16 protein-coding genes are annotated in these 14062 nt (G+C 62.4%); 2 read left to right on the top strand and 14 right to left on the bottom strand.

Going from position 1 to position 14062, the window contains the following annotated elements; genetic code table 11:
- Window positions 1-45: 45 nt before the first annotated feature.
- On the bottom strand, window positions 46-675 hold the full coding sequence (locus tag K3758_RS01555; RefSeq protein ID WP_259947112.1) for a DUF1523 family protein: 630 nt from the start codon (window positions 673-675) through the stop codon (window positions 46-48).
- A gap of 128 nt (window positions 676-803) precedes the next feature.
- A complete protein-coding gene (locus tag K3758_RS01550; RefSeq protein WP_259947110.1) occupies window positions 804-1592 on the bottom strand; it encodes an alpha/beta hydrolase in 789 nt (262 codons plus the stop codon).
- 91 nt (window positions 1593-1683) lie between these two features.
- Between K3758_RS01550 and K3758_RS01545 the strand changes: the two genes are divergently transcribed.
- Entirely contained in the window at window positions 1684-3159 is a 1476-nt protein-coding gene (locus tag K3758_RS01545; RefSeq protein ID WP_259947108.1) for an NAD-dependent succinate-semialdehyde dehydrogenase, read from the top strand.
- A gap of 58 nt (window positions 3160-3217) precedes the next feature.
- On the opposite strand, the gene K3758_RS01540 is transcribed toward K3758_RS01545, so the two are convergent.
- The 9 genes from K3758_RS01540 to K3758_RS01500 form a co-directional block, all read right to left on the bottom strand.
- Window positions 3218-3475 (bottom strand): DUF6525 family protein, encoded by a 258-nt coding sequence (locus K3758_RS01540; RefSeq protein ID WP_259947106.1) that lies wholly within the window; start codon window positions 3473-3475, stop codon window positions 3218-3220.
- Between the two features lie 15 nt (window positions 3476-3490).
- Window positions 3491-4165 (bottom strand): metal-binding protein ZinT, encoded by a 675-nt coding sequence (locus tag K3758_RS01535; RefSeq protein WP_259947104.1) that lies wholly within the window; start codon window positions 4163-4165, stop codon window positions 3491-3493.
- 193 nt (window positions 4166-4358) lie between these two features.
- Window positions 4359-4913 (bottom strand): hypothetical protein, encoded by a 555-nt coding sequence (locus K3758_RS01530; RefSeq protein ID WP_259947102.1) that lies wholly within the window; start codon window positions 4911-4913, stop codon window positions 4359-4361.
- Between the two features lie 247 nt (window positions 4914-5160).
- Window positions 5161-5631, bottom strand: coding sequence for an Hsp20 family protein (locus tag K3758_RS01525; protein WP_067631156.1), 471 nt, complete (start codon window positions 5629-5631; stop codon window positions 5161-5163).
- A gap of 149 nt (window positions 5632-5780) precedes the next feature.
- Entirely contained in the window at window positions 5781-6611 is an 831-nt protein-coding gene (locus tag K3758_RS01520; protein WP_409202612.1) for a trypsin-like serine peptidase, read from the bottom strand.
- A gap of 49 nt (window positions 6612-6660) precedes the next feature.
- The gene (glcF, locus tag K3758_RS01515; protein WP_259947100.1) at window positions 6661-7989 is read right to left on the bottom strand and encodes a glycolate oxidase subunit GlcF; all 1329 of its coding nucleotides are present in this window, start codon (window positions 7987-7989) and stop codon (window positions 6661-6663) included.
- Window positions 7990-7999: 10 nt separating this feature from the next.
- A complete protein-coding gene (locus K3758_RS01510) occupies window positions 8000-8371 on the bottom strand; it encodes a hypothetical protein (RefSeq protein WP_259947099.1) in 372 nt (123 codons plus the stop codon).
- Window positions 8368-9483, bottom strand: coding sequence for an FAD-binding protein (locus K3758_RS01505; RefSeq protein WP_259947098.1), 1116 nt, complete (start codon window positions 9481-9483; stop codon window positions 8368-8370). The genes K3758_RS01510 and K3758_RS01505 overlap by 4 nt, the downstream gene beginning before the upstream one ends.
- Complete coding sequence (locus K3758_RS01500; protein ID WP_259947096.1) at window positions 9480-10931, bottom strand: FAD-linked oxidase C-terminal domain-containing protein; 1452 nt, start codon at window positions 10929-10931, stop codon at window positions 9480-9482. Before K3758_RS01500 ends, K3758_RS01505 begins: the two co-directional genes overlap by 4 nt.
- Window positions 10932-11116: 185 nt before the next feature.
- Between K3758_RS01500 and K3758_RS01495 the strand changes: the two genes are divergently transcribed.
- Complete coding sequence (locus tag K3758_RS01495; protein WP_259947094.1) at window positions 11117-11473, top strand: hypothetical protein; 357 nt, start codon at window positions 11117-11119, stop codon at window positions 11471-11473.
- Window positions 11474-11497: 24 nt separating this feature from the next.
- Here the strand turns inward: K3758_RS01495 and rlmH are convergent, their stop codons facing one another.
- The 3 genes from rlmH to K3758_RS01480 all read right to left on the bottom strand — a co-directional run bounded on the left by rlmH (window position 11498) and on the right by K3758_RS01480 (window position 13904).
- Window positions 11498-11968, bottom strand: coding sequence for a 23S rRNA (pseudouridine(1915)-N(3))-methyltransferase RlmH (rlmH, locus tag K3758_RS01490; RefSeq protein ID WP_259947093.1), 471 nt, complete (start codon window positions 11966-11968; stop codon window positions 11498-11500).
- Between the two features lie 23 nt (window positions 11969-11991).
- Entirely contained in the window at window positions 11992-12363 is a 372-nt protein-coding gene (gene rsfS, locus K3758_RS01485; protein WP_067631153.1) for a ribosome silencing factor, read from the bottom strand.
- Between the two features lie 185 nt (window positions 12364-12548).
- On the bottom strand, window positions 12549-13904 hold the full coding sequence (locus K3758_RS01480) for a mechanosensitive ion channel family protein (RefSeq protein ID WP_259947090.1): 1356 nt from the start codon (window positions 13902-13904) through the stop codon (window positions 12549-12551).
- Window positions 13905-14062 lie beyond the last annotated feature (158 nt).

Here is a 14062-nt window from a genome sequence, read left to right as displayed (position 1 = left end):
CGGGGCGCTACCTGCCCCGCTCAGCGTTTACAGTTCTTGGTGAGGTTACTTCCGCGCGCGGCGTTCGGCACGCCAGCGGGCAAAGCGCCCTCGGCGCGCGGCGAAGTCATCCTCGATCGCCTCAATCCTTGGGTCCAACCGCGCGCGGCGGAACCGCCGCCACCGCACCCAGATGGCATAGAACAGGGCCGCTACGAGGGTCAGCACGATGATGGTCACAAAGGGGATACCCTTGCTCGCCTCCGGCCCCTCGACCGCGCGGAGCGAGATGGCATTGGGGTAGATCGACAAAAGCTCACTGCGCCAACCGTAATGTTTCAGCGCATAATACTGCGGCGCGCCGGTGGTGCTGCGGGCATCCGCCGCCTCGGCCTGAAGGTTGGCAGTGTCGAATTTGAAATAGGGCGGCCAGCCCCAGCCGGTGTCTTCGTTGCGGTAAACCATGACATCGCCTTTGGCGCGGCGGGTCTGGATGAAAAAGACATCGCGGTTGACCGCCTGCCCGGCACTATCAGTCGAAGAGCCGGCCCAGAAGATCGAACTGTTGCCAAAGTCGATCCGCTTTTCATAGGTGTCTGTGACACGGACGATATCGGTCTGCGGCAGGGTATAATGGAAGAACGCCGCCACCAGCGCCCAGACAGTCACCCAAAACACCCATTTAACGATTCTCATCTTCGGCCCTTTCAATTGCATCGCGTGGCCGAACAGGGGCCTTTGCCCCTCTGACATAGTGTTTCTGCGGCACTGCGGCAAATGCCTTACGTGCATTAACGCAGGGCATCTGCCGTAAAATGTGGGGCTTAGCTACCCAATAGCGCTTTGGTCAGGTCGCTGTCCGGCTCGGCCAGCGGGTCGATCACGTCGAAATGGTGCTTGCCCTCGGCCACGACCTGTTTCGCACCCCAACTGCGGGCGAAATTCTCGGCCTGTTCAAGGAAGGCGGGCCGCTCCTGAGCGCCCACCCAGACGGTGACATCAACGCCGTGCGGCGGGGTCATGTTCATCGGGCTTTCGGCCTCGGCCTCGGCCTCGTCCAGCCGCAGGGTGTCGTTCATCTGGGTCTGAAGCAGCGGCGCAAGGTCAGCCACGGGCGAGATTGGCACGATCCGCGTGATCCGGTCGCGCACCTCGGCCCCGAGCAGCAGGGGGTCGGTCATCCGGGCCACCAGATGACCGCCCGCCGAATGGCCCGACAGCACGATTGTGCCCTGCGTGCGGTTCGCCACTTCGGTCAGCGCGGCGGCGATCTGCGTGGAGATCTCAGAGATACGCACATCAGGGCAAAGGTCATAAGACGGCATCGCCACGGCATAGCCCCGCGCCAGTGGACCGGCGGTCAGATGCGACCAATAGCTCTTGTCGAAGGCCTTCCAATAGCCGCCATGCACGAAAACCACCGTGCCGCGCGAGACGCCCTCGGGCTGGAAGAAATCGAACTTCTGACGGTCCGAGGGGCCGTAGCGCACATTCAACTGCGCCCGCGCCCCCAATGATGCGCGGAATGCCTCCGCCTCCTTTTCCCAGCGGGGCGGAAAGCCGTCGGCCCCGTCGATATAGGCAGCATTTGCATAGGCGTCATCTAGCATCATTTGGGTCTCCCACCCCGGATTTGATCAAACTGAACTGGACAATCATACTCGTTGTTGCTTTGGAGGCTATAGAGAATAGCGGAGAGATGACATGACTGATGCTAAGACGGATCTGAAATCACTGCTGAAAGACCCCAGCCTGCTTGAAACCCGCGCCTATATCGGTGGCCAATGGGTCGACGGTGAAGACGGCACCTTTGACGTGACCAATCCCGCGCGGGGCGATGTCATTGCACAGGTCGCCGATCTGAGCCGCGCACAGGTCGCGGGTGCTATTGCCCAAGCCGAAAAGGCCCAGAAGGACTGGGCCAGCTGGACCGGTAAGGAACGCGCGGCGGTGATGCGCAAATGGTTCGACCTGATGATGGAGAACCAAGACGATCTGGGCACCATCCTCACCGCCGAACAGGGCAAACCGCTGGCCGAAGCCAAGGGCGAGATCGCCTATGGCGCGTCCTTCATCGAGTTCTTCGGCGAAGAAGCCAAGCGCGTCTACGGCGAGATGATCCCCGGCCACCAGCGCGACAAGCGCATCATGGTGATGAAGCAGCCCATCGGCGTTGCCGCTTCGATCACGCCGTGGAACTTCCCCAATGCGATGATCACCCGTAAGGCGGCTCCGGCGCTGGCGGCGGGCTGTTCCTTCGTGGCGCGCCCTGCGGCGGAGACACCACTCTCCGCCATCGTCATGGGCGTGCTGGCCGAACGCGCGGGCATCCCGGCGGGCGTGTTCAACGTAGTGCCGTCCTCCTCGTCGTCGGCTGTGGGCAAGGAATTCTGCGAGAACCCCGCCGTGCGCAAGCTGACCTTCACCGGCTCCACCGAAGTTGGGCGCATCCTGCTGAAGCAGGCTGCCGATCAGGTGATGAAATGCTCCATGGAGCTGGGCGGCAACGCGCCTTTCATCGTCTTTGACGACGCCGATCTTGATGCCGCCGTCGAAGGCGCGATCATGTGCAAGTTCCGCAACAACGGCCAGACCTGCGTCTGCGCGAACCGGCTCTATGTGCAGGCGGGCGTCTATGACGCCTTCGCGGCCAAGCTGAAGGACCGCGTGAGCCAGATGAAGGTCGGCGACGGCCTCGAAGAAGGCACCGATCTGGGCCCGCTCATCAACCCCGAGGCGTCGGATAAGGTGCAAGAGCACATCAAGGATGCGGTCGACAACGGCGCGGAAATCATTCTGGGCAACGCCAAGGACGACATGGGCGGCAACTTCTTCGGACCCACCATCGTGACCGGCGTGACGCAGGACATGAAGGTCGCCAAGGAAGAGACCTTCGGCCCCCTCGCGCCGCTCTTCAAGTTCGAGGATGTGGATGACGTGATCGCCATGGCCAACGACACGATCTTTGGCCTTGCCTCCTATTTCTACGCCAAGGACCTCAGCCGCGTCTACAAAGTGGCCGAGGCGCTGGAATATGGCATCGTCGGCGTCAACACCGGCATCATCTCGACTGAGCTTGCGCCCTTTGGCGGCGTCAAGCAATCCGGCCTCGGGCGCGAAGGATCGCACCACGGGATCGAAGACTATCTTGAGATGAAATACGTCTGCCTGTCGGTCTAAGCACCTGAGACGATTGATAGAACGGGGCGTGCCTAGGGCGCGCCCCGTTTATTATTGCTCAGTTCTGCAACCGGTCCTGCGCCAGCATCCGGTGCTCTGCGCGGCTTAGGTGGAGGGCGGCCCCCACCGCATCGCCTTCGCACCGCTGCAAGGCCCGACACCACAGCCGATGGGCCGACTGCGGCGACCACGGCAGTGCCGCCTGCGCCAGCCATGCCCTAAGCGGGGGCGGCAACTGGTCATAGGCCGCCATCGGATCCCCCTGACGCCGCCGCTGTTTCAGCCCGCTTCGCAGGTTTCGCTTTTTGCCAGACATGCTGGATGGCCGCCCTTAATGCGCTTGCATATCCGCCGCGATCTCAGACGCGCTCAGCTCGGCGGGGAAATAGGTCGGCCAATTTGTCAGTTCCTTCAGCACTTCGGCGCGATCGTCACCCCAATAGAGGTGGTAGTGATCGGCCTTTTGCGGTGCGATGATGTGGTCGCTGAACTGGATAAAGCCCGGCGCTTCGGCATCGCCATCCTCTTTGGCAAAGACATAGCGCACGCCGCGGTTGCCCTTTTCGTAGGTCAGCACTTCGTAGCCATCACTGGCATAGCGCCCCTGCACCGGATCACCGTCCCGAAAGAAGGTCACGGCGTTGCCCTCGATGGTGATGCGGTCCACATCCGTGGCATAGCCGACATCGTAATAGGCTTTGTACTCCGCCGCTGTTTTGTCGCTGTCTTCGGCCTTGTACTGCATCACCTCGTCCAGCGCGCCCTGCTGCAAGAGCGGGTAGACCGATTGCCATTCACCCGCCCAATTCGACAGGGGCCGGTCCTTGATCTGTGCGTCATCGAAATAGCCTTTGTAGATGTCGTCTTGGCCGTGGGCGTGGTCATGCGCATGGGAATGATCGTGGTCATGCGACGCCTCTTTCGTATCGGCGAAGGCGGGGGCCGAGAGGGCAATGCCCGCGCTGAGTGTCAGAAAGAAAAGCGGGGATGCGGATGTTTGGGGCATGTCGTTCTCCGTGATGTAACGTAGATTGTGATTCGATATGTTATATCATAACTATTGCGCAGTACCCTCCGCCCAAGACATTTGCAAGCCGTCAAACCCCCGACCCCCGACCCCCGAACGCAAAAAGGCCGACAGCACTTTCGTGCTGCCGGCTTCCGGGCGGGGGAGAGAAACGCCCTGGGAGTGACCCGTCTTAGTTGGTCCGGGTCTGCGCCGCGCTGCCCGCATTCACTTGCTGGGACAGGGCTGCGGCGAATTCTTCGCCTGTCATGCCAATGAGCAACTGGCCTTCGGCGTCGACATCTTGGTCGATCTGCACGACTGCGCGGTCGCTATCGGCGGCGAAATCATTGGCCAGATCGATGGAATAGCGCACAGAGCCATCGGCCTGTGGTTCCGCATTGGAAATCGTGCCAATGACAGTGTCGTCCGACGCGACGGCCACGGTGCTGCCATCCAGCGCGATATCGACATCCGTGTCGCTCTCGCTCGGCATGGTCTCAGCGACCCGGTCTTCGACGTTCAGATCGGTGTCGGCCGAGATGGCGCTATCGGCGCCCGCCGCGACATCAGCACCGGTCGCAGTGTCGGCCATATCGGCGCCTACACCGGCGTTTGCTTCGGCATTCACATCAGCGCCAACGCCGACATCGGCGGTCTGAGCCTGTGCAGCAATCGGGGCGGCCAAAAGCGCCGTGACAGCCGTGGTCAGGGTCAGCTTGCGTAGGGAATTTGCATAGTTAGTCATGGTTCTTCCTTTCATTGCGCGTGCGGTACTCTGCACGCTGTTGCCCGAGCACGCCTGCCCGGTCCCCCACTCAACCCGACAGCTTTCGCATGGTTTCCCCCGCCCTGCTGCGCAGCAGAAAGCCGCCGTTTTCGCGCCCCACCTTCGGCAGATATTCTCCCACGAAGGGGCCCCCTCAAGCGCCACCGCCAACAAAAAAAGGCCCGCTGGATAGCGGGCCTTCATAAAGCTCGGCATGGAACCGTGCTTAGTTCACGGATTTGGCGTCAACCACGTCTTTGTCGATCGACTTCACCTCGGAAGAGATAGCGATCTGGCGTGGTTTCAGGGCCTCAGGCACCTGACGCTCAAGCTCGATATGCAACATGCCATTGGCATGGGCCGCGCCGATCACCTGAACATGGTCCGCCAAATGGAAGCGGCGTTCAAAGGCGCGGGTGGCGATGCCACGGTGCAGGTAGGACTTGGCCTCATCCTCATCAGCCTTGCGAGCCGAAACGATCAGCGCCTTCTCACGGACTTCGACGCTCAGGTCGCTGTCGGAGAAACCAGCCACGGCGATCGAGATGCGGTAGGCATCGTTGTCGAGCTTTTCGATGTTGTAGGGGGGATAGCTGGGGGTGGCCCCATCATTTGTCAGAACCCGGTCCATCATATTGGCGATCTGGTCAAAACCAACGCTGGAGCGGTAAAGGGGTGCGAAATCAAAACTACGCATGTGTTCATCCTCATCAGTGAGCGATTGACATATCGGGCCTTCCACCATTGGACAGACCCGGTTTTTCAAGCGCCGAAGCCCTATTGAGGCACCTCGGCAAAGCTCATGTGGGATGGGTTCTGCGCGCTTTCAAGTCTTGGGCCACAGATTTACGGACGGATGAATTTCGCCCCGGTGCCGCGCTCTTCTCCGACCCGGATGCGTTTGCCTGCGGGGTTGGAATCGAGAAACACACCCTTGCCCGCCACCAGTTCCGCTTGCAGCAACGCCAAGGGTGCGCCCAGAGCGGTGCCAAGGGATACCTGCGTGCCCTCGACCTCGGCCTTGGCCGAAACGACTGAGACGATATGCGCCTCACCTGCGACGATGCTAAAGATCGGCGCGCCGCTGGAGCCGAAATCGACCGCGCAGGAGGTCACCAGTACCCCCTCCTGCTGGGCCAGCACCTTGCAGACCTCTTGCAAGGACGGCGCCTCGGCCCGGTCGCGGGCATAGCTGACCACGCCCACGCTGTCGCCGGGACGGGGACGCGCGGCGGTGCCAAAGGGGCGGATCGTCGTGTTGCGGATGGGGCGGGAGAGTTCCAAGAGCGCCAGATCGTTGCGCACCCGGCCCGAGGAGACCTCGCCGTCATAGACGTAGTCGGGATGCACCACGGCGCGCCGGATATCGCGGTAAGCCCCGGCCCGGCCATTGCGCCAACCGGCAAGGAATTGCACCTCACCATGGTCGATCCGGGCCTTGGTTGCGCGATCAAACAGGCAATGCGCGGCGGTCAGCACCAGACGCGGAGCGATCAGGGTGCCGGTGCAAAACCCGGTGCCGCCGATGTCGAGCCGACCCACGGCCTCCCAAGCGGCGGCGTCCACACCGTTGTCGAGCGCCCTGAGCGCACTGTCTTGGGCCAGCGCCGCCGTGGCGAAGGTAAATACGCCGAGAATAGCCGCCAACAATTGTCGCAAAATGCACCTCAAAACCATGTCCACTTTGGCGGATATAGGGGAGTTGCGGCGAAAATACGGCGCAGGCTTAACGCAAACGCGGCACCTGCGCGGGCGCATCGGGATCACGGCTGAGCGCGGGTGGTTTCGGCCCGCCGCAGGCCCAATCCAGCAGTTCGACGCTATGCACCACAGGTACCCCGGTGCCCGATCCGATCTGCATCATGCAGCCGATGTTGCCCGCCGCGATGACGTCTGGGGATTTCGCCTCTAGCGTTTTGATCTTGCGCTTTTTCAGCTTTGCCGAAATCTCGGGCTGCATCAGGTTATAGGTGCCCGCCGAGCCGCAGCAGAGGTGACTGTCCGCCGGTTCTACCACCGTAAATCCCGCCTGTTTTAGCAGCGTCTTCGGCGTGGCCTTGATCTGTTGCCCATGTTGCAGCGAGCAGGCCGCGTGATAGGCGACGACCATGCCCTGCTCAGCCGGTTCGACAAAGGGCAGGTCCAACTCCGCGAGCAGCTCCGTTACATCCTTTGCCAAGGCCGAAACCCGCGCGGCATCCTCTGCCAGCGGGTCATTGCGGAACATATGGCCGTAGTCCTTGACCGTGGTGCCGCAGCCCGAGGTGTTGATCACGATGGCATCCAGCCCACCGCCATCCATCTCGGCCCGCCATGCCCGGATATTGCGCGCGGCATGGGCGTGGCTTTCATCGGTCTTACCCATGTGATGCGTCAAAGCGCCGCAACAGCCCGCGTCTTCGGCCACCACCACCTCGCAACCCGCGCGGGTCAGCAACCGGATCGTGGCGTCATTAATATCGGTGTTCAGCGCCTTCTGCGCGCAGCCGGTCATCAGGGCCACCCGCCGCAGCGGTTTGCCCTGAGCCGGGAAGCTTTGCGGATCGTCATTGCGGCTGACCGGAGGGATCGTTTTTGGCGCCATCTTAAGCATGGCGCGCAGCCGGGCGTCCGGCATCAGCCGCGCGAAGGGCCGCCCGATCTTGGCCCCCAATAGCGCCAGTCGAAAGCGTGTCGGATAGGGGAGGATCCGCGCCAGCATCCAGCGCAGCGCGCGTTCGCCTAGGGGCCGTTTATACCGTTCCTCGATATAGCTGCGGGCGTGATCGACCAGATGCATGTAATGCACGCCCGAGGGGCAGGTCGTCATACAGGCAAGGCAGGACAGGCAGCGGTCGATGTGCTGGACCGTCTTTGGGTCAGGATCACGGTCATTCTCAAGCATGTCCTTGATCAGGTAAATACGCCCGCGCGGGCTGTCCAACTCATCGCCCAAGACCTGATAGGTCGGGCAGGTCGCCGTGCAGAAACCGCAGTGCACACAGGCGCGCAGAATGTCGTTGCTGCGCTGCGTGTCAGGATCCTGCAGTTGCTCGGGGGTAAAGGTGGTTTGCATAGATGCTCCGTTACGATGTGCTGCGCATCAGATTGGCGAGGACAAGGCCGAACCACGGCACCGTTGTGCCTATGGCCCCCAAAACCCCGCTCCACCGGCGCATGGCGGGGCGCGGATCGGCGCGGCGCAGCGCTTGGACCACCAGCGCGATCACCCCGATCCAAGCGGCCCAGAGGGTGAGGGCGATGACCCCCAGCAACCACGGGCTGTCGCTCCAATAGCGCAGCAGTCCATAGCGCAGGCCGGTGGCGAATAAAAAGGCGGCCAAGACCATCGCCCCCAAGGTGCGGACGGCCCGCAGGGAAGGCGGCACGGCGATCAGCGCCTTGAACAGAAACGGGCCGATCAGAAAAACGATGAGAAAGACCAGCACCAATGTCATGGGGTCAGCGCCAAGGCTTCGGCGTTGAAGATGCCGCGCGGGTCGAACTTGGCCCTCAGCCCCGCCGTCAACCGCGCCACGCCCGGCGCTTCGGGTTCCTGCCGGGGCAGCGTCTGCGCCGCGCTTTCAGCCCGCAATAGGGTCGCGTGACCGTCATACCGCCCCAACCGCGCGCGCAGGTCGGTGCCGGGCGCCATGCGCAGCCAGATCAGCCCCCCGGCCCAGTCATAAAGATGCGCCTCGGCCCCGGCCTTTGCCGCCAGCGCGGGGGCCTCGGTCGGGCGGCAGTGCACCCGCCAGACATCCCCCGCCGCCCCATGAAAGGCCGCAACATCGCGCAACTCGCGCCAGAGGGTCGCGGAGGGCTCTGCGCCCAGCACCTCAAGCTCGGCCCCCGTTGCGGCCAGCAAATCCTTCAGCCGCCCCGTCCGGTAGGAGACCGAGGTCTCAAACCCCTCCAACCGCAGAAATGACAGCCCCTGCGCCGGATCATGTGCCGCGCCGGTAACCTCAAAGGGGCTGCGCATGGCCAGCGCCATGGCGGCGATGGCAGCGGCGTCGTCCAGCCCCGAAAGCACGAGCGTTGCGCTGGTTTCCGGGATGGGTAGCACCTTTAGCGACACCTCGGTCAGCGCGCCCAATGTCCCACGCGACCCGGCCATCAGCTTGACCAGATCATAGCCGGTGACGTTCTTCATCACCCGGCCTCCGTTTTTGATAACGTTCCCCTGCCCATCGACAAAGCGCACGCCCAAAAGAAAGTCCCGCGCCGCCCCGATGGCAAGCCGCCGCGGGCCGCTAACGTTCGCCGCAAAAACCCCGCCGATGGTCGGCGTGCCGCTGCGGCCCATAAGCGCGCGGTGGTCCATCGGCTCAAAGGCCAGCCGCTGCCCTTCGGCGGCCAATGTCGTCTCAATCTCGGAGACCGGCGTGCCCGCCTGTGCCACCAGCGTCAGCGCGCCCGGCTCATAGAGGCTGATGCCCCGCAATCCGGCAAGCGACAGGTCCGATCCCGGCCCGGCCATGCCGCGTGTATTGCCGCCCCGCAGGGACAAGGGCGCCTGCGCGGCTCGGATCGCCTCGACCACTTCTGCTTCAGTCGTTACCGTCACGCGGCCACCGATGCGCCGCTGCCGCGCCGCCCTTCCGTGACATCCAAAGGAAAGACCTTGGCCGGGTTCAACAGCCACGCCGGATCAAACACGTCTTTCACCGCCAACTGCGCCTCAAGATCTGCCGGGGCATATTGCACATGCATCAGATCGCGCTTTTCGATGCCCACGCCATGCTCCCCGGTCAGACAGCCGCCCGCCTCGACACAAAGCCGCAGGATATCCGCGCCGAAGGCTTCGCACTTTTCCAGATCGCCGGGTTTGTTGGCATCAAAAAGGATCAGCGGGTGCATATTGCCGTCGCCTGCGTGAAAGACATTGCCGACTTTAAGGCCATAGCTGTCCGACATCTCGCCAATGCGCCGCAGCACCATCGGCAGTTCGTTCACCGGGATCGTGCCATCCAGACACATGTAGTCGTTGATCTGCCCCATCGCACCGAAGGCCGATTTGCGGCCCAGCCAGATCGCCGCGCTTTCTTCGGCGCTGGTGCTTTCGCGCAGTTCCACCGGGTTGTGGCGGCGGGCGATCTCGGTGATCAGGGCAAGCTGGTGGTCGATCTCGGCGTCGGAGCCTTCGACCTCGACGATCAGCAGCGCCTCGCACATCGGGTAGCCTGCATGGGCGAAAGCCTCCGTCGCCTCGATACAGGGGCGGTCCATGAATTCGATCGCCACCGGCAGCACCCCGGCCTTGATGATGTCGCTGACACAGGCTCCCGCCACGGCGTTGTCGTCAAAGCCCATCAGCACGGGCCGCGCGCCTTCGGGCTTGGGCAGAATCCGCAGCGTCGCCTCTGTCACCACGCCCAGCTGACCTTCGGAGCCACAGACCAGCCCCAGAAGGTCCAGCCCGCCTGCATCCATATAGCCGCCGCCGATCTCTACCACTTCGCCATCCATCATCACCATCGTGACGCCCAGCAGGTTGTTCGTGGTGACCCCATATTTCAGGCAATGCGCCCCGCCCGAGTTCATCGCGATATTGCCCGCGATGGCGCAGGCCAGCTGGCTGGACGGATCAGGCGCATAGAAAAACCCATCCTCTTCTACTGCGCCGGTCACGCTGAGGTTGGTACGCCCGGTTTGCACCCGCATCAGGCGGTTGTCATAGTCGACCTCAAGCACCTCGGCCATCCGCGCCACGCCCAGCACCACACTATCGGCGGTCGGCAAAGCCCCACCAGCAAGCGACGTGCCCGACCCGCGCGGCACGACAGGCACGCCTTCCTCATGACATATCCGCAGCACGGCGGAGACTTCTTGGGTGCTGGCCGGAAGGGTCACGGCCAAAGGGGGGCATTTATAGGCCGTGAGCGCGTCGCATTCATAGGCGCGGGTCTCATGCTCGTCGTCGATGACGGCATTGCGGGGCAGCGCCGCACGCAGCCGCGCCACGACTCGCGCCTTGCGCGCAATGATCCCGGCATCCGGTGTTGGCATCTGCATCGCGGTCCCTCCTCTTGACCCGCAGCATAAAGACTATGCCGCCGGTTTGACCAGACTGCCGCGCGCTTGGTGCAATTGCACCACTAATTTGCAGCCTCACGGTGAATTGCGCGGCGCCGCGCTGTGCTTACCTTGGAACCCCTCCGAAATGCGCTATATTCAGTTTGTTGTTTTATTGGTGCCACATGTTCAAACGCAGCCTCATTCTCTCCCTATTGGCATTTGCCATGCCGGCCTTGGCCGATCCGCCCGACATTTTGAATGTCACGGTCGATCGTCAGGGGGATCTGTGGAGATTTGACGTTACCATCCGCCACAACGACAGCGGTTGGGATCACTATGCCGATGCTTGGCGCATTCTGGACCCCGAGGGGGAGCCTCTGGGCACGCGCAATCTGGCGCATCCGCATACCAAAGAACAGCCCTTCACCCGCTCGCTGTCGGGCGTGCGCATCCCGGATGGGATGACTGAAGTCAGCATTCAGGCGCGCGACAGTGTGAGTGGCTGGTCGCCGGAATTGGTGACGATCCCGCTACCCTGATCCCGCTGTCCTGCCCCCTAAGCCTCAGACCCGGTGATAAGGCCCGCCCGATAGGATCGCGGCGGCGCGGTAAAGCTGTTCGGCCAGCATGACCCGCACCAGCATATGCGGCCAGACCATCTTGCCAAAAGACAGCGCGTGATCCGCCTCGGCGCGGAGACTGGGATCAATGCCATCCGCCCCGCCGATGACAAAGGCCAGATCGCCCCGCCCGGCATCACGCCATGTGCCAAGACGTTCGGCGAAAGCGGGGGAGGTTTCGACCTTACCGCGCTCATCCAACACGCAGATCGCCGCCCCTTGGGGGATGGCGCGCCGCAGCAGAACGGCCTCGGCAGCCATGCCGCCGTTTTTCTTATCTTCCATCTCGACCACACGCGCAGGACCAAGGCCCAGACCGCGCCCGGTCCGGTCGAACCGGGTGAGATAATCATCGACAAGTGATTTTTCGGGACCGGCGCGAAGCCGGCCCATGGCGCAGATATGTACCCGCATGGCTTAGTCCCGCAAAAGCAGGATCAGTGCGGCATGACCGCAGCCGCGTCTTCGCCGCCCAGCCACATCTTTTCGAGCTGGTAGAACTCACGCACTTCGGGACGGAAGACATGCACAACAACGTCGCCGGTGTCGATCAAGACCCAGTCGCCGGTTTCGCGGCCTTCCATCTTGGACGTACGTCCGGTGGCGTCTTTGACGGCCTGCGCCAGCTTTTCCGAGATCGCCGAGACCTGCCGCGTGGAGCGGCCCGAGCAGATCACCATATAGTCGCCGATGGCCGTTTTGCCGCGCAGATCGATCTGCACGATGTCTTCGGCCTTGTCGTCATTCAGCGAGGAAAGGATAAGCGCCAGCAGGTCGTCGCTGGTTGCGATTTGCGAGGCGGCAGTCATTGCGGCCCCATGGTCAGCAGCCTGCGCTGCGTCAACGTTAAGAGACAGGACATTGTCCTCCTTCGTAATGCACCGCCAATGCTGAACGCTTGCCCCGGTGCCGAGCCCCCCCTAATTTAGCGATATAGGCCAGATTTTTCAATGGACCCTATGCGCTCCGCGTGAACCGGGGCGCAAATCCCCGCCTAGTCAGACAAATTCTCTGCCGCCGCCACCCTTGAGAGCGCCAATTGACTGTCTTCGATGACTTTCACCTCGCGCTGCGGGAAGGGGATCGAGATGTCGTTTTCCTTGAACGCATCCCAAAGCGCCAGATAGACATTGCCGCGAATGTTGGTCAGCCCGCCGGTCGGATCCTTGATCCAGAAGCGCAGGATATAGTCCACCGACGAATCGCCAAAGCCGACGATATGACAGACGGGCGCCTTGTAGCTCAGCACCCGGTCGACCCCCTTGGCCGCATCGACCGCCAGCTTGCGCACCACATGCGGATCATCCGAATAGGCCGTGCCAAAATAGATATCGAGGCGCACAAAGTCATTGGAATGCGACCAGTTCACCACTTGGCCAGTGATCAGGTCTTCGTTCGGGATCAGGTATTCTTTGCCGTCCCGCGTGACCACAGAGGCATAGCGCGCGCCGAGCGTTTGGATCCAGCCAAAGGTCTCGCCCAGACTGATCACGTCGCCCGGTTTGATCGACTTATCGAGCAGAATGATCACGCCCGAGACGAGGTTCGACACGACCTTTTGCAGACCAAAACCAAGGCCCACACCAATCGCACCCGAGAGCACCGCCAGCCCCGTCAGATCAATCCCCACGGCCCGCACGCCGATAAAGAACGCCAAACCATAAAGCAGGATCTGCACGCCCTTCACCGCCAGCACCTGCATCGACGGGCTGATGTCTTCGTTTTTGCGGATCGTCGCGGCGGTTGTCGTGCTGGCCAGCCGTGCTATGGTCAGCAACGCGCCGACCACCACCAAAGCCGTCAGGACGGTCAATACCGACAGCCGGAACTCCCCAATTGTCAGCGCCACGTCATCCAGAAACACCGCCACATCATCGGCGACATTCAGCATGTAGAGCGTGGCATAGATCCACAGCCCCCATGTCACCATGCGCCGCAGCGGGCGGTTGCGCACCAGACGCGCGGCAAAGGCGATGCCGACATAGATCGCCGCCAAAGTCGCCGCCAAGCCGATAAGATAAGACCGCGATGGCCAAGTGACGTTCTGCATCACCTGATACAAAAGCACCGCCAGCAGCGCGAACCACATCAGCCCCAGCCGCCGCTTGACCTGCACCACCACCCGCAACTGCCACTTGGACCACCCTTCGCGCGAGCGGACCCAGTTTTGCAGCATCACGCCGGTGACCCGATGCAGGATCCACGCCAGCGCAACTAAGGCCAGCAAGATCAAAATCTGGTTCTGCCGCCAACCGGGGCTTAGGACGCTCTCACCAAAGCCGAGCACCCCATCGAACAAAGCCTGAAGCGATAGAAGGAAGTTCGAGAAAGGGTGGGACTCAGGGATCATGTACGGCCTTTGCAACTCAGGAAGATCACGGTTGCACAGGCTCTTCGTCAGAGCAAGAACCGCCGCGCGACCGGCCCCGCACACCGCCCCACGATGCCACCTTGCGAGACTCGCTCAGGGTCTATATCCAAGGCCCCATGATACTGGTGTTTGATCTT

The sequence above is a fragment of the Sulfitobacter sp. W002 genome, from assembly GCF_025142135.1.
GTDB classification, from domain to species: Bacteria; Pseudomonadota; Alphaproteobacteria; order Rhodobacterales; family Rhodobacteraceae; genus Sulfitobacter; species Sulfitobacter profundi.
This window is presented reverse-complemented; position numbering and strand designations above follow the sequence as displayed.